Below are 20,636 nucleotides of genomic sequence, written 5' to 3'. Positions count from 1 at the left end.
AATTGTGCCGGCGGCTCTGCTTCATCGCCACCCCCCTCTCTTTCAGCGCCCCCCCCCGGGGGCGCCCCCCCCGCGGTCAGTCCCCCTACTCCCCCCCCCCCCCACGCCCGAGGGGGATCAGCTGGTGAGTCCGGCGAGGAGCCGCTGCAGCCCGTAGTCGAAGGCGCGGTCGACGTCGTCCCCGAGGCGGAAGGCCCCCGAGAGCTCCATCTGCAGGAAACCCGTCGCCCACGCGGTGAAGAGGCGGGCGGCATCGAGTGCATCGTCTTCGCCGACCAGTGCGGACGCGGCGCGGATGACCGGCGCGGCCGAGCGCTCGAGCGCATCCTGCGGCGCGGCGACGGTGAACATGATCCGGAAACCCTCCGGATGCGCGTGTGCGAACGCGCGATATGCCCGCGCGAGGGCGGTGAGGTCGTCGCCTGAGGGATCGAGTCGAGCCGTGAGCGCCTCGATGGATGCGGTCGCCACCGCGGCGAGCAGAGCGTCTCGGTCGCGGATCCGCTTGTACAGCGACGGCGCGCGCACGCCCACCCGCGTCGCGACCGCCTGCATCGTCAGCCCCGCAGGGCCGGCGGTCTCGAGGATCTCCCGCCCGGCGTCGACGATCTCGGCGACGGATGTGCGCTCGGGTGCCGGCATGGCTCCTCCTTCATGGCTATTGACAATAGCCATGATAGCTACGTATCGTAGCCATCGCAATCATCCCGAGAGGATCCGCCATGAAGCTCGCACCCCACCTCCACCGCATCGGCAACGACATCGTCGCCGCGTACCTGGTCGACCTGCCCGAGGGCATCACCCTCGTCGACGCAGGTCTCCCCGGGCACTGGCACGATCTCCAGCGCGAGCTCGACGAGATCGGTCGTCCCCTCTCCGACATCCGCGGCCTCGTCCTCACCCACGGTGACAGCGACCACATCGGTTTCGCTGAGCGGCTGCGGCGGGAGGTGGGTGTCCCGGTGTTCATCCACGCGGCCGACAGCCACCGCGTGCGCACGGGTGAGAAGCCGAAGACGCCGATGGGGCCGGCCAAGCTCGGCCCGACGCTGGGCTTCTTCGCCTACGGCATCCGCAAGAGCGCGCTGCGCACGCACCACGTATCCGTGGTGACGGAGGTGGCAGACGGCGATGTGCTCGACCTGCCGGGTGCTCCCGTCGTGATCGGCATGCCCGGCCACTCGCCCGGCAGCATCGCGGTGCATGTGCCCGCCGTCGACGTGGTCTTCGTCGGTGACGCTCTGACCACCCGGCACGTGCTGACCGGGCACACCGGTGCGCAGCCCGCACCATTCACGGACGAGCCCGAAGAGGCGCGTGGTTCGCTCGACCGCCTGGCCGCCGTCTCGGCGTCGTGGGTGCTGCCGGGGCACGGGGCTCCCTGGCACGGCTCTCCCTCCGACATCGCGGCCTCCGTGCGGGCCGCGGGCTGACGGACCGCCCCCCGGACGATCGCCCGAGCCACTGACGGACCGAGCGCCGGACGGCTCGCCGAGCCCCGGACGATTCGCCGAACGATCAAAGTCAATTCGTCGGCGGATCGTCATCCGCTCGGCGTTTCGTCAGGCGAGGATGGCGGCGGTGTCGCTGATCGTGATCTGCGGCGGATAGAGCCCCATGACCTGCAGGGCGGCCGCGTGGTTCTCGGCGGTCGAACCGGCGCACGCATCCGCCGCGATCGTGACGTGCGCGCCGGCATCGGCCGCAGCCAAGGCCGTCGAGAGGACGCAGCAGTCGGTCGAGACGCCGGCCAGCACGACGTGAGCTCCGCGTCCGACGACCGCTTCCATCTCACGACCCCACTTGCCGAACGTCGGCAGGTCGAGCGTCGGATGCGGCGACAACCCCACCGCGTCAGGGACGAGGTCGAACAGCGGGTCGCTCGGCGGCTGATCGGCGAACGGCCAGGTGGCGAAGTAGTCGCCCCACGAGGTCGACCGGTCGGCGGTCGGCATCCACCGGGTCACCAGCACCCGGTCGCCGAACGCATCAGCCAGCGCGCGGATGCGCGGCATCGCCCCGGCGAAGAACGGCGAGCCCCAGGCGGAGTCGGGGGCAGCAAAGATCGCCTGCGGGTCGATCACCACGAGCCAGGCGTCATCGAGCGCCCGAGCGGTCACACGCCCTCCTGCCGGCGGATCTTCCCGGCCCGCGCGAAGTACGTCACGAGGAACGACAGCACCAGCGCGAAGAACACTCCGAGGTTGGCGTACGCCCAGGCGCCGTCGGGGCCGCCGACGAGGAACAGCAGATAGCCCTGCCAGTTGTTCCAGGGCGCGTCCTCGGCGAAGCCGTTGAGCACCAGACCCCAGCCGATCACGCTCGTGACGACCATGGTGCCGATCGAGGTCCAGTCCCAGGCCCCGTAGCGGCCACGGCTGTCGAACAGCGACTCCTCGTCGTAGTCCTTCTTCCGGCGCAGGATGTCGGCGATCAGGATGCCTGCCCATGACGCGAGCGGCACGCCGAGCGTGATCAGGAAGCTCTGGAACGGGCCGAGGAAGTCCGTCGCGAAGAACACCACGTAGATCGTGCCGATCGTGAGGAGCGCCCCGTCGATCGCGGCGGCAGAGGGGCGCGGGATGCGGATGCCGAGGCTGAGCAGCGTGAGGCCCGAGGAGTAGATGCCCAGCACCGCGCCCGAGACGAGGGCGAGCACAGCCGTGAGCAGGAACGGCACCAGCACCCACAGCGGCAGGATCGAGGCGAGCGCACCGATCGGGTCGGCGCCGATGGCCGCCATGAGGTCGTCGTCCGAGCCGCCGAGCAGCAGACCGAACACGACGAGGATCACCGGTGCCACCGACCCGCCGATCGTGTTCCAGGCGACGATTGCCCCGTCGGATGCCGTGCGCTTCTGGTAGCGCGACCAGTCGGCGGCGATGTTGATCCAGCCGAGTCCGAACCCGGTCATCACCATGACGAGCGCACCGATCACCTGGCCGATGCCGCCGTCGGGGCGGGCCAGCACCGCGGCGAGGTCGATGCTCGGCGCCGCGAGGATGATGTAGAGCACGGTGACCACGCCGGTGACCCAGGTGAGCACCGACTGCAGCTTCATGATCGTGTGATAGCCGAGCACGGATGCGGTGACGATCAGGGCTGCGACGATCACGGTCGCGATGATCTTGAGCGCGATGCTGTCGCCGTCGCCGCCGAGCTGCGTGATCACGGTGGCGGTGGCGAGCACGGCCATGATCGCGAGGAACGTCTCCCACCCGATCGACGTCAGCCACGAGACGATGCCCGGCACCTTCTGACCGTGCACGCCGAAGGCCGCTCGCGAGAGGACCATGGTCGGCGCCGACCCGCGCTTGCCGGCGATGGCGATGAGCCCGCACAGCAGGAACGACACCACGATGCCGATCACCGAGACGATCGTCGCCTGCCAGAACGAGATGCCGAAGCCCAGGACGAAGGAGCCGTACGACATGCCGAACACCGAGACGTTCGCCGCGAACCAGGGCCAGAAGAGGTCGCGCGGCTTCGCGGTGCGCTCGGACTCGGGGATGATCTCGATGCCCGCACGCTCGATCAGGGCCGGCTTGATGTCCGTCATGCTGACATCCTGGCACTGCCGGGACGCCACCGGGCGGACTTCACGGCGCGGATTCCTCGCGGATCGCCCCCGGAGTCAGCCGGCGAAGAACGCCTGCGCGGTGCGGGTCAGGTCATGCAGGTCGGAGACCCCGGCGAGCTCGCGCGCGGAGTGCATCGAGAGGATCGGGATGCCGACGTCGACGGTGCGGATGCCGAGCCGCGTCGCGGTGATCGGGCCGATCGTGGATCCGCACGGCACGCTGTTGTTCGACACGAACTCCTGCGTCGCAACACCCGCGCGCTCGCACCAGGACCGCCAGGATGCGGTGCCGACGGCATCGGTCGCGTACCGCTGGTTGGCGTTGAGCTTCAGGATCGGTCCGGAGCCGAGCACCGGCTGCACCACGGGGTCGTGCTTGGCGGCGTAGTTCGGGTGCACCGAGTGGCCGACGTCGCTCGACAGGCACCACGACGAGGCGTAGGCCTGGCGGCGCGCGGATCCATCGGCGCCGAGCCCCGCGTACACGCGCTCGAGCACGTCTTCGAGGAAGGGGCCTGCTGCACCGGAGCGCGACTCCGAGCCGAGCTCCTCGTGGTCGAAGGCCGCGAGCACGGCGATCGGCCCGCCCGCTGCCGGGTCGTGTGCTTCGAGGGCGACCACGCCGGCGTGCACCGAGGCGAGGTCGTCGAGGCGTCCGGAGGCGAAGAACGCGTCGTCCTTGCCGAACACCGCTCCGCGTGCGGAGTCGGCGACGACCACGTCATACCCGCGGACGTCGGACGCCGAGACGTCGGCGGACGAGGCGAGCTCAGCCAGGATGTCGGCTTCCGTCGGGTCGCCGAGTCCCCACACCGGCTGCGTCTCGGTCTGCTTGTCGAGGGCGAGTCCGTTGTTCACGCCGCGGTCGAGATGGATCGCCAGCTGCGGCAGGCGCAGCAGGGGACCCGTGTCCGCCAGCACGACCCGACCGTCGGCCAGCGCCAGCCGCCCGGCGAGGCGCAGCTCACGGTCGAGCCACGAGTTCAGCAGCGGTCCGCCGTACACCTCGACGGCGGCCTGCAGCCAGCCCCGCGAACCCGTGGTCGGCTGCGGCTTGAGCTTGAAGCCGGGGGAGTCGGTGTGCGCGCCGAAGATCTGCACGGGGGTCGTCGCGGTGGCATCCGCCGGCACGGACCAGGCGATCGCGGCGCCGTCGCGCACGATGACATACCGGCCGCCCGCCTCGGTCGGCCAGGCATCCTCTTCGCGCAGCCGTGTGAATCCGGCGGCTTCCAGTCGTCGAGCGACCTCCGCCGCCGCGTGGTAGCTCGAGGGTGAGGCGGCGATGAAGTCGGCGAGGTCCTCGGCGTGAGCGAGGGCGACCGGGGTGACGGGCATGGCGGACCTTCCTGGAGACGGGCGGTCCTTCGAGCGTAGTCGGGGCGGTGCGCCGTTCCGCTCCCGGCCGGGGAGCCCGTCGTTTGCCGGACGTTCACAATCGCGCGTTAGGCTCGTCCCGATAGCGCCTAGGGTTCCGGGGTTCGCACCCGTCTGGTCCGAGCGGCGCCACGGTCCTCCTCCGCAGGAGGGCCGTCATCTGACAGGACAAAAGCCCGGAGGACCCTGTTCGTCGCGCCGCGCGTCGGACGGAAGGGTCTCGTCGTGTCCCCTCTCGCGTTCGTCCTCGTCTTCGGGGCGGCCATCGCCCACGCTGCGTGGAACGTCATCGCCCACGGCGTCAGCCGAGCGGGGTCGCCGTTCCTCTGGTGGGGAGCCGTGAGCAGCACGCTCGTGTGGATCGGCGTCGTGCCGTTCACCGGCGGTCTCGGCGCCGACGACCTCGGCTCCTTCGCTCTCGGTGTCTCGGTCTCGGCGGTGCTGCACGTCGCCTACATGACGGTGCTGCAGCGCGGCTACCGCGAGGGGAACCTCTCCACCGTCTATGCGACCGCCCGCGGCACCGGCCCGTTCCTGTCGGTGATCGTGGCGGTGTTGCTGCTCGGGGAGCGGCCCTCGGTGGTGGCGCTGATCGGGGTGGCGGCGGTGATCGTCGGCGTCGTGGCGATCGGCCTGGTCGATCGGGGGACCGGCAGCCGTTCCCGGCGCATCGATCCCGGCATCCTGTTCGGCTTGCTCACGGGTGTCGCGATCGCGGTCTACACGATCTGGGACGCGCACGCGGTGCGCACCTGGAACCTCTCACCGGTCGCGTTCATGGTCGGCACGAGCCTGCTGCAGGTGCCGTTCTACTCGATCGCGGTGCGTCGGCGCTGGGACGCCGTCTGGGCGCTCGGCCGCACGCAGTGGCGGCGGATCCTCGTCTTCGGCATCCTGTCGCCGCTGTCGTACATCCTGGTGCTGACCGCGATCCAGATCGCTCCGGTGGCGCTGGTGGCTCCGCTGCGCGAGGTGAGCGTCGTGCTGGTGAGCCTGTTCGGCGTGTTCGTGCTGCGGGAGTCGCGTCCGGGCTGGCGGATCGCAGCCTCTCTCGTCGTGGTCGCGGGGATCGTCCTGCTGGCCCTGTGATCAGCGGAAGCTGACGAGCCCGGCGTGCGCGGCCGTGACGAGGATCTGCACGCGGTCGCGCAGGTGCCACTTCGACATCATGCGTCCGAGGTGCGCCTTCACCGTGCCCTCGGAGACGATCAGCGCCTTCGCGATCTCGGCGTTCGACATGCCCTTCGCGAGGCAGTTCAGCACCTCGGTCTCGCGTTCGGTGAGAGGTTCGAGGGCATCGGCGTCGGCGGCGACGGGCGTGGAGTCGCGCACGTGCTTGATCAGCATCGAGGCGATCCGCGGGGAGAGCGAGCTCGCGCCGCTGTGCACCTCGCGAACGCCGATGACGATCTCCTCGGCGCTGGAGTCCTTGAGGAGGTAACCGGAGGCGCCGGCGCTCAGCATGGGGAGCACCGTGTCGCTGCCGTCGAGGGTCGTGACGGCGAGGACGCGGACGTGCGGCCAGCGTTCCGCGATCACACCGGTGGCCTCGATGCCGTCCATCTCCGGCATCTGGACGTCCATCATCACGACGTCCGGCTGCTCGCGTTCGACCGTGGCGATCGCTTCCACGCCGTCTTCCGCCTGGGCTATCACGGTGATCTCGGGGTCGCGGGAGACGAAGTGCGACAGCGCCGAGCGGACCAGGGGATCGTCATCGACGATCACGACACGGATTTCCTGCATGGGGGAAGCCTAACGGCGCGGGCGACGGGCGATGGCGATGTAGACCTTTGGCTAAAAACCTCTAGACGAGAGACAGATGTGCGCTCCGTGATTCGCCGAGAAGATGAATACAGACATCGACGAACGACTACAAAATGGAGGTGAACGTTATGACTTTCTGGCAGCAGGTTGGCAAGTTCTTTGGTCTCCACAACTAATCTAGTTGGCAAATAGGAGATAGTGAAGCATGGCCTTTGACCACTCGACCCGGGAATCCGCGGACACGCTCCGCCTCACCCGCGGCGAGAAGCTCAGTGCGATAGAACGCATCGTCGTTCTGGTGATCGTCTCGATCACCATCGCCGCAGACGTCATCGGCTTCTTCACCACACCGGGGGTCAACCCGGTCGCTCTCTTGGTGAGCGTCGCGTCCACAGCAGTGTTCGCGCTCTATCTCTGGAAGCCGCTCTTCGCGACGTGCGCTCTCGCCGTCGTGTTCGCGCTCTCCTTCATCCCCGGATCAGAACTCCAGGTCCTCACAGCCGCCGCCGTTTCGGCGGCCCTCGTCATGAGGCTCGGCTGGACCTCGCTGATCCTCTCGTACACCGGCGGATTCCTGGTCGCCGCGGCGCTCGTTCCTTTCGCCGCGGAACCCGGTGTCAACGTCAACGTCGGTCTCTATCTCGTCTTCGCCACGGTGGCCGGAGCCGTCGGGTTCGCCCTTCGGCTCGCGTTCGCCCGTGGCAGCCGTCTCGAACGGGAACTCGAGGCGCGCGCCGAGCAGGAACGGCAGGCTGTCCTCGCCGAGCGACGCTGGATCGCCGGCGAGCTGCACGACAGCATCGCGCACCACCTCACGGTGGTCGCGCTGCACGTGCAGATGCTCGAAGACCCTCAGACGAGTTCCGACTCTCAGGAGGCGATCCGTGTCGCCGCCCGCAAGGCGATGACCGATCTCCGCTTCGTGATCGAACTCGCCGACGACGGACCGCAGTCGTCGAGCGTGCAGACCGGCGACCTCGCCGCCGCGATCGACGAGGCGGCGGAGGAATTCGAAGCCGCCGGGCACTCCGTCGTCCGAGCGGGTGATCCGCAGGACGAGCGAATTCCGCGAGCGGTCGAGATCGTGCTGGCACGCATCACGCGGGAGTCGGCCACGAACATCCTCAAATACGCCGGACCCGGCGAGGTGCAGATCACCCTCGCCGTGGACGATGAGGTGGCGCTCCTCACCCTCCGCAGCCCACTGCCGACCACGCCGCGGCGCGAGCTCTCCTCGAGCCGCACGGGCCTCGGCCGCATGGCCGAGCGCGTCATGGGAGCGAGCGGAGAGTTCAGTGCCGGCGAAGTGGAAGGATCCTGGGTCGTGTCGGCCCGCCTTCCGGTGGTCTGATGCTCTAGAGTGTGGGAGCGCCCTTTCCACGATCCGCGGAATTCTAGACGAAAGTCTAAGAAAGTCTCGACGTTCGACCCTGTGGAACGTGTTGCAGGCGGCCGTATTCTGAAGGCTCCCCAGATAAAGCGTCCCCAGCGCTGCGATCGCGGGCGCGGTCTTTCTGGCTTCTGAAATACTTGCGCGCTCGCGATCGCCTTCTGCGTTAACGGCCGATTCTGCGGCCTCCGAGCAGGCGACCTCGTCTTCGCTATCCGCCGACTGCGCGCATGTAGTGCCCGTCGGTCGAGATGCCGGACGCGGCGACCGTGAAGCGCACGACCTCGCTCAGGTAGCGGTCCTCCGAGGCTTCGAAGATCCGCCCCTCCGCATCGCGGGACGTGCGGGTCAGGCGGAGGATGGGTGTGCCGCGCGGAACGCGCAGCAGGGCGGCATCCTGATCGTCGGCGGCCACTGCATCGATCACATGCTGCAGCGTGACGATCGGGTGCCCGACCGACGCGAGGTGCTCGGTGATCGACACCTGGTCGAGATCCACGTCGAACAGCGGCCGGCCCGCGACCTCGGTGTAGTTGAGGCGCTCGAGCATGGTCGGCCGCCCGTCGAGCAGCCGCAGCCGCACGACGCTGACGATCGTGTCGCTCGGGTCGACATCGAGTGCCGCCGCCATGTCACCGGCGCGGCGCAGGCTCAGCTCCTGGGTCTCGGCCCCGGGGGAGACCCCCAGCTCGCGTGCCCAGCGCGTGAACGGCACCGACACGTCCACTGCCTGATTCGCCTTGCGGGCGACGACCCTGGCCGGTCGGCCCCGGCTGGTCTCGATCAGGCCCTCGCCACGCAGCGCCGCCAGAGCGTTGCGGATCGGGCCACGAGAGGTGTGCCATCTCTCGGCGAGCTCCGCCTCGGTCGGGACGTCGTCGCCGGGACGAAGCCCTCCGGCAGCGATCTGCGCGCGGAGGTCGTCGGCGATCTGGGTGTACACAGCTTCAGCCACATAGGTACATTACTTGGTCAGGGCGGGAGACTGCGACCCCGTTTCTGGAGTGTTCATCCAGACGAATGCTCGGTAAACGAGCTCTGAACAAATCCGAGTTAGGTACATATCTCGGCGTTCCACCTGCGAGAGTCTTCCGTGGATCACCCCTCACACCCTGAAAGGTCCTCATGAAGCTTCGCGCTCTTCCCGCCCTCGCCGGCGTCGCGCTCCTCGCCCTCGGCCTCGCCGCCTGTGCCGGCTCCGCCGAGGCCACCGGCACCCCCGGCGCCGACGACTCGTCGACCACGAGCGGTTTCGCCGTCGACGAGAACACCCTCGTGTTCGGTGTCGTCCCCGACTCGGTCGACACTGAGACGAACTACCAGCCGCTCATGGACTACATCGCCGACCTCACCGGCAAGACCGTCGAGTACCACGAGTCCACCGACTACGCGGCGCTCATCGAGGCCGCCGTCGCCGGCAAGGTCGACGTGGCCTCGTTCTCCGGCTTCACCTACGTCACCGCCACGAACAACGGCGCCAAGCTCACCCCGATCTCCTCGATCGTGACCGCAGAGGGTCAGGAGCCCGGCTACTACTCGCAGGCGATCGTCCCCGCGGACAGCGACATCTCCAGCCTCGAGGACTTCAAGGGCAAGAAGGTCTGCTTCGTCGACCCGTCCTCGACCTCGGGCTACCTGTTCCCGTCGTACAACCTGCTCGAGGCCGGCATCGACCCCAAGACCGACATCACCCCGGTCTTCGCAGGCAAGCACGACGTCAGCGTCACCAAGGTCGGCGAAGGCGTCGAGTGCGAGGTCGGTTTCGCCGAGGACTCCGAGGTCGAGAAGTCGGACAAGGTCAAGGTCATCGACGAGACGATGGTGCCCGGCGCCCCGCTCGTGTACTCCTCGACGCTTCCGGACGAGGTCTCGAAGCAGCTCATCGACGGACTCTCCGAGGTCACGATCGACGACATCATCGCCGCGGGCATCGACAGCGCCGACAGCGACTCCTTCCGCAGCGTCTTCTACGCCACCAAGCCGGTCGATGACGCCTACTACGACCTGATCCGCGACATCTGCAAGGAGACCGAAGCGGAGCAGTGCCAGGGCTGAGCCCGGTCTGACCCTTCGCCTCACCCGGTGCCCTCCGCCTCGTCCGCCCCGCGCGGCGAGACGGAGGGCCCGCCGCTCGACACACCACATCACAGGAGCTACGACATGACCGCCTCGGCATCCGACGCCCTCATCCGTCTCGACGGCGTGACGAAGACCTTCGGCACGACCACTGCACTGAAGGGCGCCTCGCTCGAGGTCTCCCGTGGCGAGATCGTCGTTCTCCTCGGCCTCTCCGGCTCGGGGAAGTCGACCCTGCTGCGCCACCTCGACGGGCTCGAGGTCCCCACCGCGGGCTCGGTGGAGGTGCTCGGCTCGCAGGTTCCCTCACTGAAGGGCCGCGCGCTCCGAGGCCTCCGCAGCCGCGTCGGCTTCATCTTCCAGCAGTTCGAGCTCGTGCCCTCGCTCACCGTGCTCGAGAACGTGCTCACCGGATCGCTCTCGAGCGTGCGGGGGCCGCGCCTCGGGCTCTGGGGCTACTCGCGGGCCGCCAAGCTCACCGCGCTCGAGCACCTCGACCGCGTGGGACTGCTCGACCGTGCCTACCAGCGCAGCGACACCCTCTCCGGCGGACAGCAGCAGCGCGTCGCCATCGCCCGCGCCCTCATGCAGAAGCCAGACATCCTGCTCGCCGATGAGCCGGTCGCCTCGCTCGACCCGGAGTCCAGCGAGCAGGTCATGGCTCTCATCCGCGAGATCGCCGCCGACGAGGGACTCACCGTGGTGTGCAGCCTGCACCAGGTCGACCTCGCCATCAGCTGGGCCGACCGCATCGTCGGGCTCCGCCACGGCGAGGTCGTGCTCGACACCCCCACGACCGACCTCACCAAGGCCGCCGTCATGGAGATCTACGGTCGCGTCGCGACCACCACCGCCGAGATCCGCGCCGTGCAGGAAGAGCTGGTCGTGGCGGCGGCGCAGGTGGCGGCATCATGACGGCGCTGGACGCGTCGACGAGCTCGGCGACCCAGAGCGGGGGAGCGTCCCCCCGGGGCGGCGCCCACACCGTCGCCGAGCGTGCACCGAAGCGGCCGATCTCGGCGGAGCGCATCGCGGCATCCCTCACCCTCGTAGCCCTCGTGGTGCTCGGCATCCTCGCCGTCCGCGACGTCGACATCTCGATCCCGGCGATGGTGCAGAGCTGGGGCAACGCCGAGAACTTCATGGCCCGCGTCGGCGGTCTGTCGTTCCCCGAGCCCGCCGACCTGGCCTGGCTGATCGCCCTGACCGTCGGCCTCGTGCTGGTCGGAACCCTGCTGGCCGCCGTGCTGTCCGTGCCGATCGCCTACCTCGCCGCGTCCAACACGACACCGGGGAGCGGCTGGCGCGCGGCAGCCCGGTTCATCGGCGTGCTCACCCGTGCGCTGCCCGACGTGGTGCTCGCGATGGCGTTCGTGCTGATGTTCTCGCTCGGAACGCTCCCCGGCATCCTCGCCATCGGCATCCACTCGATCGGCATGATCTCGAAGATGTTCGCCGACGCGATCGAGCAGATCGACGAGGGCCCCCGTCTCGCCATCCGCGCCGCCGGCGGCTCGAAGATGCAGGAGTTCAGTGCCGGCATCCTCCCGCAGGTACTGCCCAGCTGGGTCGCGACGGTGCTGCACCGCAACGACATCAACCTGCGCGGCAGTGTCGTGCTCGGCTACGTCGGCGTCGCCGGCCTCGGTCTTGAGATGTCGTACGCGTTCAAGTCGCTCAACTACGGCAAGGGCCTCGGCATCGCCCTCGTCATCTTCATCCTCTGCATCGTGATGGAGATCGTCTCCAGCCTGGTCCGCGGGGCGATGCTCGGCGAGCAGAGGCACACCCGCTCCTGGATGGACCGGATGCTGCACCCCCGGCTGGGCGCGCAGACCACATCGGCAGCCGACGGGCGACCCGCCTGGGCCGTCAGCCCGCAGATGGCCGTGCGGCGCCCCTGGACCGCGCAGCGCGTGCGCCACACGATCGCCGGTGTCGTCGCCGTGCTCGTCGTGATCGGCAGCGTCGTGGTCAGCCAGATCAACTGGATGGACTTCTTCACCTTCTGGGCCAAGCTGCCTGAGGTCGCCGCCCGGTTCTGGCCGCCCTCGTTCGGCAGCTACGAAGCGAGCGCGATGTTCGAAGCCATGCGCGACACCGTCGCGATCGCGCTCGCCGCCACCGTGCTCACGCTGCTCCCGTCGCTGCTGCTCGGCTCGCTCGCTGCGCGCAACGTCGCTCCGAGCTCAGGGGCACGGGGAACGGCTCGGCTGCTGCTCGTCGGCATCCGCGGCATCCCCGAGCTGATCCTGGCGATCGTGCTCGTCGTCATCACCGGCCTCGGCGCGCAGGCGGGCGTCATCGCCCTCGCGATCGGCGGCATCGGACTGCTCGGCAAGCTCATCGCCGACTCCTTCGAAGAGGTCGATCGCGGCCCCGAGCGGGCGCTGCGCGCGGTCGGTGCGACGCGTCTGCAGACCTACGCGTCGGCGACCGTGCCGCAGGGGATGCAGGCGCTCATCGGACACAGCTTCTACATGCTCGACACGAACATCCGTGCGGCGACGATCCTCGGCATCGTCGGCGGCGGCGGCGTCGGGTACTACCTGCTCAACGCGAGCCAGGGGTCGCGCTACGAGACCGTGACCGCGATCGTCCTGATGATCCTCGCCACCGTGCTCGTGGTCGAAGGGCTCGCCATGTGGATGCGGAAGGTGTTCCGATGAACGGCACGCAGAACACGGCAGATGTCGTCGTCGTCGGCTCCGGCATCGTCGGTCTCGGCGCGGCCTATGCGGCGGTCCGTCGCGGGCTGCGCGTGATCGTGGTCGACCGCACCGACGCCCCGGTCGGCGCCACGATCCGCAACTTCGGGCATCTCTGCGTCGGCGCACAGGGTGGGGAGGCGCGACGCTACGCAGATGTCTCCCGCGAGCTGTGGCTGCGCCTCGCCCAGGACGCCGGCTTCTGGCTGCGCGAGTCCGGCACGCTCGTGGCCGCTCGCCACGGCGACGAGCTCGCAGTGCTCGAAGCCGCATCCCGCGACGGCGGCATCCGCATGCTCGAGGCCGACGAGATGCTGCGCCTCGCCCCGCTGCGGGCCGAGGGCCTCGTCGGCGGCGCGCACATCGAGGTCGACCTGCAGACCGATCCGCGCACCGCGGCCACCGCGATCGTGCGTCATCTCGCGAGCCTCGGGGTGGAGTTCCGGTTCCGGACCGCGGTCACCGCGGTGGGAGCGGGGCGGGTCGAGACCACCCGCGGCCCGATCCGCGGCGGGAGCGTCGTCGTCGCGGTGAACCACGACATCGACCAACTGCTCCCCGAGGTCGCCGAGCGGCACGGGATCGAGCGCTGCGCCCTCGACATGATGCGGGCGGCGGTGTCGTTCCGGCATCCGCTGGCCGCACCGCTGCTCACCGGCTGGTCGCTCGTGCGCTACGGCCGGTTCGCGGACGGTCCGGAGGCGACCGCACTGCGGGAGCGCCTGCACACCGAGCGCCCCGACCTGGCCGCACTCGACCTCAACCAGATGTACACGCAGCTGCCGGACGGAACGCTCATCATCGGCGACTCGCATGCGACCGCGGTCGCCCCGGCGCCGTTCCAGCCCGAGGCGGCCTTCACGGCGTTCCTCGACGAGGCTGCGGCGCTGTTCGACGCACCCGCTCCGCGCGTGATCGAGCGGTGGCAGGGCGTCTACGCGAAGGGGCCGCAGGAGTTCCTGGTCGACCGCGGCGACGACGGCGTGCTGGTGATCGCCGCGACCACCGGCATCGGGATGACGACGGGTCTCGGACTCGCCGAAGAGAACCTCACCGCCGCCTTCGGGTGGACGGCCGCAATGGAAGGAACATCATGACCACCTCTCTCGAACTCATCGTCCTCGACATGGCGGGGACCACCGTGCTCGACGACGGCGTCGTGGAGCAGGCGTTCCAGCGCGCTGCCGAGCGCACGGGCGTCGCCGACCGGATGCCGTGGGCCGAAGCCCTCGACTACGTGCGCGTGACGATGGGGCAGTCAAAGATCGACGTGTTCACCCACCTCGCCTCCGGCGACCGGGCTGCGGCGGAACGCGCCACCGCCGCGTTCGAGGCGGCGTACGCCGAGATCGTCGTCGAGCAGGGTGTCTCCGAGATCCCCGGCGCAGCGGACGCCATCCAGGATCTGAAGGATGCCGGACTGAAGGTCGTGCTGACGACCGGGTTCGCGCCGGTGACCCGCGATGCGCTGATCGACGGACTCGGCTGGCGCGACCTCGTCGATGTCGCCCTGTCTCCCGTCGACGCGGGTCGTGGCCGCCCGGCGCCCGACCTCGTGCTCACGGCGCTGCTCCGCACCCAGACCTCCTCGGTGCAGGCGGTCGCCGTCGCCGGAGACACCGTCAGCGACGTCGAGTCCGGGCGTCGGGCCGGTGCCGGCTTCGTCGCCGGTGTGCTCAGCGGTGCCCATGATCGCCCGGCGCTGAGCGCCGCGGGGGCGGATGCCGTGCTGAGCGATGTGACGGCCCTCCGCGGCGTGCTCGCGCAGCGCGAGCTGCTTCCCCTCGTCGCCACCTCCTGAGCGGGATCGACATGGGAACGCTGCTGGTCCGTCCACCCGGTCACCGCCGTGACGTCGCGCTGCGCCCGGCGGCGACGGCGATGGTCTGGATCGGCGAGGGCCACCCGCACGAGACGATCGCCGTGCCGGGGGTCGCGCTGGCCGACGGCGACGTGCTCGTGGCGGTCGAGATGTCGACGATCTGCGGCTCCGACGTGCACACGGTGCAGGGACGACGATCCGCCCCGACCCCTCTCGTGCTCGGTCACGAGAGCGTCGGCAGGGTGATCGCGACCGGTGACACCGGTGCGAACACCGTCGACGGCACCCCGCTGCGCATCGGCGATCGCGTGGTGTGGTCGGTGACGATCTCGTGCGCGAGCTGCGACCGATGCCTGCGGGGGATGCCGCAGAAGTGCCGCAACCTGGGAAAGTACGGGCACGACCGGGTCGGCGCCCACGGCGACCTGACCGGTGCGTTCGCGAGTCACGTGCAGCTGCGTGAGGGAACCGCCATCGTGTGCGTGCCCGAGGCGCTGCCGGCATCCGTCCTCGCCCCCGCAGGGTGTGCGACCGCGACGGCCTGGGCGGCAGTCGCCAGGGCTGCGCGAGACCATGACCTCGAGGGTGCCGCCGTGCGGATCCACGGGGCCGGGCTCGTCGGGCTCTCCGCCGCCGCGATCGCCGCGGAGCAGGGAGCGACGGTCGAGGTTCTCGACCCGAACCCGGAACGCCGCGCGCTCGCCGCCCGATTCGGGGCGACGAGTCTGGACCGGGAGCCCGACGTCGTTATCGAGGCCTCGGGGCATGCCGTGAGCGCGGCCGTCGACGGGGTGGCCGTCGGCGGCACGGTGGTGCTCGTCGGCAGCGTGTTTCCCGCCGACCCCGTGCCGTTCGACGCCGAGAGCATCGTGCGGCGCCTGGTCACCGTCACCGGCATCCACAACTACACGGGAACCGAGCTCGCCGAAGCCGTCGGGTTCCTGGCGGGACGCGGACGCGCCTATCCGTTCGGCGACGCGGTCGGCGCGGTGCGCGGGCTCCACGAGATCGATGCCGCGCTCGCGGAGGCGGCGGCGCCCGGCGCACCCCTGCGGATCGGCCTGCTGCCGGGGCACTGACCCGCCGACGCCAGCCAGCCCCACCGACGACCTACGCGGGCTGCTGTCCGCTCCGGCGAGGACCCGCCTGTCGCAGACCTTCCGCATGGAAGGCGAGCAGCCGGACGGCAGCCTCGACCGTCGCCGCCAGCACCTCTTCGGGGTCGCCGGTGAGCGCCAGCCGACGGTGTCCGACGGCATCGGCAGTCGCCCATCCGAGGTAGACCGTGCCCGGGGCATGGCCTCCCTCGGGATCGGGCCCGCCGACTCCGGTCGTCGACACGCAGAGGTCGGCGTCGAGCAAGTCGCGAGCCCCCGTCGCGAGCTGCTCGGCGCACGCCGCGGAACACGGATCCGTGCCGGGGACGAGCCCGAGCACGCGCTCCTTCACATCGGTCAGATACGCCACGACGCCGCCGGCGAACCACTCGGACGCCTCGGAACCCGCTCCCACCGTGCTCGCCAGCTGGCCGGAGGTGAGAGATTCGGCCACGGCCACACGGAGACCGCGTTCGCGCGCGAGGTCGCTCAGTCGCTCGATGTGTTCGGTCACTGGGAGATGCCCTTCAGCCCGTGTCTTCCCTACGCGTTCTCCGCGGCGTCAGGCTGAGCAGACCCATCCTGCGTGGATCCGTCGCCGTCGCCGTCGTAGTCCGGACGCGGTGGCTGCAGCGGCTGATCGGAGTACTCGCCACCCTTGCGGCCGCCGTACGGGCGCCCGTGGTCGGCGAACTCGTCGCGGGCGAACACCAGAGTCCACGGCCCCGCCGTGAAGTGTGCTCCGGTGCGGAGCGTCTCGGTGTCCTCGCCCGGGTGCGTGGCGTCTGCGCCGGCACTGGCGTTCATCTCACCTGCGCCGTGCAGGGTCAGCACGTACTCGTCGCGGTCATCGTGCGTGATCGTGGCGTGCACCGGGTCGGTGTCGGCCAGGCGCAGCTCATTGCCCTCGGCGGACCCGATCCGCACCTCATCCGCTTCGAGCGCGAATTCGGTGCGCTCGTCGTCGCGGGTGATGCGCAGCCGCGGGTTGCCCGCGCCCCACTCGGCGTGTGTGGTTCCGGGGGTGTAGCCCTCGTCGGGGCGGTCGTCGATGTGTCGTGCGTTCATGGCAGTGCCCTCCTCGAGCTCGGGTATCCGAGATTAAGCGGGCGTGCGTGTTCTGCCGAGGGGGTTGACTTCGCGATGGCGGACACGCACCCGCCTTCGTGCGGAACAGAGGCGGAATACTGTCGCCGCGTGAGCGAGAATGGAGTGAGCCGTCGTCTCGGCCAGGCTGCGACCAAGGAGCACAGAATGGGCAAGTTCGTCTACGAAGGCGGAGTGAAGACCGAGATCGAGGACCGCGCTCTCACCCACCTGCAGCTGGTCATCACCGCCAAGCTGCGGCGCGGGGAGCCGTTCCCGTTCAGCTGGCGTGAAGACGCGAGCGTCGGTGGCGGACGCACGACCGTGTGGATCCAGCCGGGCAGCTCCCTGGTGTTCAAGTACTTCGGCAGCCGCCAGCCGTCCATCAACCGGGCGTGGATCGAGGCGCTGGCCTTCACCGCGAACGCGCCGAGCGGCCTGTACCTCGTACCCGAGCCCGCCGAGGCCGGTACGGAGCCGGGCACGGAAGAGATCCCGGTCACGCCTCAGCTCTGACCCGCTGCGGCGTCCGCGCCGCTGCCGTCGCGCACGACCTCGAGAGCGGCCGGGGATGGACCCTGCACATCGCCGCCTCCCTGCCGGGCTGTCAACCCCCTGCACCGGCGGCCGTCGATCGGGAAGAGTCGGTCGGACACCCCGAGACGAGGAGGATCGGCCATGACCGACAGCACTTCCGACCCGCGGCACGCGCATCGTGAAGAAGGCTTCCCCGCGCAGCAGCAGGATCAGCCAGGGCTCACGGAGCTGACACGACCTGACCCCGATCACGGCGAGGAGAGCTACGTCGGCCACGGCCGCCTGGCAGGGCGCCGCGCGCTCATCACCGGTGGCGACTCTGGCATCGGTCGGGCGGTCGCGATCGCCTTCGCGCGAGAGGGCGCCGATGTCGCGATCGCACACATGCCGGAGGAGCAGGACGACGCGGAGGACACGCTCGCCCTGGTCCGGGAGGCCGGACGCACCGGTGTGAGCTTTGCCGGCGACCTGCGGGACGAGGCCTTCGCGACCGATATCGTCGCCCGGACGCGGAGCGAGCTCGGCGGACTCGACACCCTCGTGCTCAATGCCGCCTACCAGCACGACATCGACGGCTTCGACAGCCTGGAGACCGACCGGATGCGGCGCGTGTTCGACACGAACCTCGTCGGCCTGCTGTTCTCGGCCCGCGCCGCATACCCCGACCTGGAGCCGGGCGCGAGCATCATCGTGACGGCATCCGTCCAGGCCTACAACCCGTCGCCGGGCCTCATCGACTACGCGATGACCAAGGCCGCTCAGGTCGCTTTCGTGAAGGCACTCGCCGAGGAGGCCGGCCCCAAGGGCATCCGGGTGAACGCCGTGGCGCCCGGTCCGATCTGGACGCCGTTGATCCCCGCGACCGGCTGGGATGCCGAGCGGTTGGCGACCTTCGGCCAGGACACGCCTCTCGGACGCGCGGGCCAGCCGGCGGAGCTCGCGGGGGCATACGTGTACCTCGCCTCGGCCGAGTCGTCGTACACATCGGGCTCGGTGATCGCGGTGACGGGCGGCAAGCCGCTCTGAGCTCGGTTCTGCCGCCGAGACCCCGCCTTCGCGTCGAAACCCCCGGGTAGCGGCGCATGCAGCCCGGGGTCTCGGCGCGTACCGGGGGTCTCGGCGACGCGGCGACTCGGCGACGCGGCGACGCGGCGACGCGGGCCGCCCGCCTAAGCTTGTCTGGTGCAGAAGCCCGCGGCGTCCGGACCCCTCGTGGGCGTCGCACTCGTCATCGGCTCGTGCCTCTCGCTGCCCTTCGGGGCAGCCGTGGCTGCACAGCTTTTCCCGGTGCTCGGGCCGTGGGGTGTCACCTCGCTGCGCGTCGCGATCGCCGCGATCCTCCTCGTCGTCATCGTGCGGCCGCGGCCCGGCAAGTGGGCCCGCCCGCAGTGGCTCGCCGCCGTGCTCTTCGGCGTCTCGCTCGCCGCGATGAACGGGTTCTTCTACGCCGCGATCGACCGCATCCCGCTCGGCCCGGCGGTCGCGATCGAGTTCCTCGGCCCGCTCGTGCTCGCCGCGGTGCTGACCCGTCGCCTCGCGGATGCCGCCTGGGTCGGCGTCGCCCTCCTCGGCATGGTCGCGCTGGGCATCGACGGCCTGATCGGGGCCGAGCCGCTCGACCCGCTCGGGCTCGTGTTCATCCTCATCGCCGCCGGGTTCTGGGTGATGTACATCCGCATGAGCGCCCGCGTCGGCGCCCTCATCCCGGGCAACAGCGGCCTCGCGATGGGGCTCGTCGTGGCGGCCGTGCTGCTCATCCCGGTCGGCATCCCGGCAGCGTCGACCGTCGCGATGGATCCGCAGCTGCTGCTGCTCGCCGCCATCACCGCGGTGCTGTCGTCGGTGATCCCGTACAGCTTCGAACTGGCCGCGCTGCGCCGTCTGCCGCAGCGCGTGTTCGGGGTGCTCCTGAGCCTGGAGCCCGCGTTCGCGACGTTGGCCGGCTGGCTGATCCTCGGTCAGGACGCGACTCCGCTGCGGATGCTGGCGGTCGCCCTCGTGATCGCCGCCAGTGTGGGAACGACGCTCGGGGTGCGGAAGGACCGCCGCGACGGCGACCCCTCCGGCCCCTTCACCGCCCCGATACCGCTGCCCGACTGACTGCGGGAGTCGGCAGCGGGAACCGTCGACGCAGGATGACGCGCTGCACGAGCGTCCACACCACGGTGACGGTCAGATACAGCGCGGCGGCGAGCGGCACGAACGCCGCGAACACCGCCGTCAGGTAGTGCAGGGATGACATCACACGCAGCATCGCCGGGGAGTTGAGCGGCGACTCGTCGCCCTCGACCGGCGTCGGGCGGAACACCCGGCGGGTGACCTCGGCGACGGCGATCATCACCGCGAGCAGCACCCCGAAGACGAGGAACGTCGCAGGCGTCGCCGTGCCGCCGAACAGCGCCGAGACCAGGCTCGTGCCCAGCGGAGCGCCGAACAGGTCGTGCGCGAGCAGCTCGTTCGGGTGCCCGGCGATCTCCGGCCGGAGGAACAGCGTGTAGAGGATGCCGACCACCGGGGCCTGTGCCAGCACCGGGAGCATGCCTGCGAACGGCGAGGTGTTCTCGGCCTTGTACAGCGCCATCATCTCTTTCTGGAGCCGCTCGGGGTTCTTCTTGTGGCGGCGCTGCAGTTCGCGCAGCTTCGGGGCGAGGCGCGCCCTGGTCTGCTCGGCCTTGGCCTGCGAGATGCCGACCGGGATGAGCAGTGCCCGCACCAGCAGCGTGACGAGCACGACGGCGAGGGCGGCGGCGGAGGTCCCGGCGATCGGGGTGAGGAGGTCGGAGAGCCCGGTCAGTGCGCCGTAGGCGGCGTCGAGCAGGGCGGCGAGAGGGGGGAAGGCAAAGGGGTCCATGGAAGTGTCCGTTCGTGGCGTCGGGAAGGGTCGGCGAAGGCCGCGCTGTCCCGTCGTACGGACGGACTACGCGGCGGTCGCGACTCCCGGCGCCCGTGGGCGCGGATGCCCTGCAGCATCAGGATCGCTCTGCGTGAGAAGGGTTCCGACGTCGATGGCCCGCAGCGGATGCGGGGCGTCTGAGGTGGCTCCGGGGCGCACGCTCAGCACGACCGCGAGCGTGAGCGCCGTCACGGCGAGCAGCGCGATGGCGAGGCCGAGGGCCGCGGCATCCGGCATCGAGACGAGTCCGAGTGCGGTCGCGACGAAGCTCAGCATCTGCTGGAACCACTCGCTCATGCGCAC

At 70.0% G+C, this 20,636-nt stretch carries 22 protein-coding genes; 12 read left to right on the top strand and 10 right to left on the bottom strand.

Features of this window, described 5'->3' with window-relative positions:
• Positions 1–117 precede the first annotated feature (117 nt).
• A complete protein-coding gene (locus tag ACWGO6_RS10975) occupies positions 118–642 on the bottom strand; it encodes a TetR/AcrR family transcriptional regulator (RefSeq protein ID WP_452326710.1) in 525 nt (174 codons plus the stop codon).
• Positions 643–722: 80 nt separating this feature from the next.
• Here ACWGO6_RS10975 and ACWGO6_RS10970 point away from each other — a divergent pair, with 80 nt between their 5' ends.
• Positions 723–1,433: an MBL fold metallo-hydrolase gene (locus ACWGO6_RS10970; protein ID WP_452326709.1), complete on the top strand. Its 711-nt coding sequence runs from the start codon at positions 723–725 to the stop codon at positions 1,431–1,433.
• A gap of 129 nt (positions 1,434–1,562) precedes the next feature.
• Here the strand turns inward: ACWGO6_RS10970 and ACWGO6_RS10965 are convergent, their stop codons facing one another.
• From ACWGO6_RS10965 to ACWGO6_RS10955, 3 genes are all read right to left on the bottom strand, one after another.
• A complete protein-coding gene (locus tag ACWGO6_RS10965; RefSeq protein WP_452326708.1) occupies positions 1,563–2,120 on the bottom strand; it encodes a cysteine hydrolase family protein in 558 nt (185 codons plus the stop codon).
• Complete coding sequence (locus tag ACWGO6_RS10960) at positions 2,117–3,559, bottom strand: purine-cytosine permease family protein (RefSeq protein WP_452326707.1); 1,443 nt, start codon at positions 3,557–3,559, stop codon at positions 2,117–2,119. The genes ACWGO6_RS10965 and ACWGO6_RS10960 overlap by 4 nt, the downstream gene beginning before the upstream one ends.
• Before the next feature lie 75 nt (positions 3,560–3,634).
• Entirely contained in the window at positions 3,635–4,918 is a 1,284-nt protein-coding gene (locus ACWGO6_RS10955; RefSeq protein WP_452326706.1) for a M18 family aminopeptidase, read from the bottom strand.
• A gap of 264 nt (positions 4,919–5,182) precedes the next feature.
• Here ACWGO6_RS10955 and ACWGO6_RS10950 point away from each other — a divergent pair, with 264 nt between their 5' ends.
• Positions 5,183–6,046, top strand: coding sequence for an EamA family transporter (locus tag ACWGO6_RS10950; protein WP_136043165.1), 864 nt, complete (start codon positions 5,183–5,185; stop codon positions 6,044–6,046).
• Here ACWGO6_RS10950 and ACWGO6_RS10945 read toward each other — a convergent pair whose 3' ends face one another.
• Positions 6,047–6,703 carry a response regulator gene (locus tag ACWGO6_RS10945; RefSeq protein WP_240745144.1) on the bottom strand — a complete coding sequence of 219 codons (657 nt, stop codon included), beginning with the start codon at positions 6,701–6,703 and terminating at the stop codon, positions 6,047–6,049.
• A gap of 226 nt (positions 6,704–6,929) precedes the next feature.
• Here ACWGO6_RS10945 and ACWGO6_RS10940 point away from each other — a divergent pair, with 226 nt between their 5' ends.
• Positions 6,930–8,075, top strand: a complete 1,146-nt coding sequence (locus tag ACWGO6_RS10940) for a sensor histidine kinase (RefSeq protein WP_452326705.1) — start codon at positions 6,930–6,932, stop codon at positions 8,073–8,075.
• Positions 8,076–8,325: 250 nt separating this feature from the next.
• On the opposite strand, the gene ACWGO6_RS10935 is transcribed toward ACWGO6_RS10940, so the two are convergent.
• Entirely contained in the window at positions 8,326–9,069 is a 744-nt protein-coding gene (locus tag ACWGO6_RS10935) for a GntR family transcriptional regulator (RefSeq protein ID WP_240745145.1), read from the bottom strand.
• 170 nt (positions 9,070–9,239) lie between these two features.
• Between ACWGO6_RS10935 and ACWGO6_RS10930 the strand changes: the two genes are divergently transcribed.
• The 6 genes from ACWGO6_RS10930 (at position 9,240) to ACWGO6_RS10905 (ending at position 15,799) form a co-directional block, all read left to right on the top strand.
• Entirely contained in the window at positions 9,240–10,169 is a 930-nt protein-coding gene (locus tag ACWGO6_RS10930; protein ID WP_136043167.1) for a phosphate/phosphite/phosphonate ABC transporter substrate-binding protein, read from the top strand.
• 105 nt (positions 10,170–10,274) lie between these two features.
• Positions 10,275–11,105 (top strand): phosphonate ABC transporter ATP-binding protein, encoded by an 831-nt coding sequence (gene phnC, locus ACWGO6_RS10925; protein ID WP_136043168.1) that lies wholly within the window; start codon positions 10,275–10,277, stop codon positions 11,103–11,105.
• The gene (phnE, locus tag ACWGO6_RS10920; protein WP_168429574.1) at positions 11,102–12,859 is read left to right on the top strand and encodes a phosphonate ABC transporter, permease protein PhnE; all 1,758 of its coding nucleotides are present in this window, start codon (positions 11,102–11,104) and stop codon (positions 12,857–12,859) included. Before phnC ends, phnE begins: the two co-directional genes overlap by 4 nt.
• On the top strand, positions 12,856–13,995 hold the full coding sequence (locus ACWGO6_RS10915; protein ID WP_136043169.1) for a TIGR03364 family FAD-dependent oxidoreductase: 1,140 nt from the start codon (positions 12,856–12,858) through the stop codon (positions 13,993–13,995). Before phnE ends, ACWGO6_RS10915 begins: the two co-directional genes overlap by 4 nt.
• Positions 13,992–14,699: a phosphonatase-like hydrolase gene (locus tag ACWGO6_RS10910; protein WP_136043170.1), complete on the top strand. Its 708-nt coding sequence runs from the start codon at positions 13,992–13,994 to the stop codon at positions 14,697–14,699. The genes ACWGO6_RS10915 and ACWGO6_RS10910 overlap by 4 nt, the downstream gene beginning before the upstream one ends.
• Positions 14,700–14,710: 11 nt before the next feature.
• The gene (locus ACWGO6_RS10905) at positions 14,711–15,799 is read left to right on the top strand and encodes an alcohol dehydrogenase catalytic domain-containing protein (RefSeq protein ID WP_452326704.1); all 1,089 of its coding nucleotides are present in this window, start codon (positions 14,711–14,713) and stop codon (positions 15,797–15,799) included.
• Positions 15,800–15,830: 31 nt separating this feature from the next.
• Here the strand turns inward: ACWGO6_RS10905 and ACWGO6_RS10900 are convergent, their stop codons facing one another.
• Positions 15,831–16,331, bottom strand: a complete 501-nt coding sequence (locus tag ACWGO6_RS10900) for a CinA family protein (RefSeq protein ID WP_452326703.1) — start codon at positions 16,329–16,331, stop codon at positions 15,831–15,833.
• A 29-nt stretch (positions 16,332–16,360) separates the two neighbouring features.
• Positions 16,361–16,885, bottom strand: a complete 525-nt coding sequence (locus ACWGO6_RS10895) for an FHA domain-containing protein (protein ID WP_240745146.1) — start codon at positions 16,883–16,885, stop codon at positions 16,361–16,363.
• Between the two features lie 186 nt (positions 16,886–17,071).
• Here ACWGO6_RS10895 and ACWGO6_RS10890 point away from each other — a divergent pair, with 186 nt between their 5' ends.
• From ACWGO6_RS10890 to ACWGO6_RS10880, 3 genes are all read left to right on the top strand, one after another.
• Entirely contained in the window at positions 17,072–17,419 is a 348-nt protein-coding gene (locus ACWGO6_RS10890; RefSeq protein WP_136043207.1) for a DUF7882 family protein, read from the top strand.
• A 162-nt stretch (positions 17,420–17,581) separates the two neighbouring features.
• Entirely contained in the window at positions 17,582–18,466 is an 885-nt protein-coding gene (locus ACWGO6_RS10885) for an SDR family oxidoreductase (protein ID WP_136043173.1), read from the top strand.
• Positions 18,467–18,622: 156 nt separating this feature from the next.
• Complete coding sequence (locus ACWGO6_RS10880; protein ID WP_452326702.1) at positions 18,623–19,540, top strand: EamA family transporter; 918 nt, start codon at positions 18,623–18,625, stop codon at positions 19,538–19,540.
• On the opposite strand, the gene ACWGO6_RS10875 is transcribed toward ACWGO6_RS10880, so the two are convergent.
• Positions 19,512–20,291, bottom strand: a complete 780-nt coding sequence (locus ACWGO6_RS10875; protein WP_452326701.1) for a YidC/Oxa1 family membrane protein insertase — start codon at positions 20,289–20,291, stop codon at positions 19,512–19,514. The genes ACWGO6_RS10880 and ACWGO6_RS10875 overlap by 29 nt on opposite strands.
• A 66-nt stretch (positions 20,292–20,357) precedes the next feature.
• Positions 20,358–20,630 carry a DUF6412 domain-containing protein gene (locus ACWGO6_RS10870; RefSeq protein ID WP_452326700.1) on the bottom strand — a complete coding sequence of 91 codons (273 nt, stop codon included), beginning with the start codon at positions 20,628–20,630 and terminating at the stop codon, positions 20,358–20,360.
• Between the last annotated feature and the right edge of the window lie 6 nt (positions 20,631–20,636).

This window comes from Microbacterium sp. NPDC055665, from assembly GCF_053618035.1.
The sequence above is the reverse complement of the archived record's forward strand: the minus strand, read 5'-3'. Positions and strand labels throughout refer to the sequence as shown.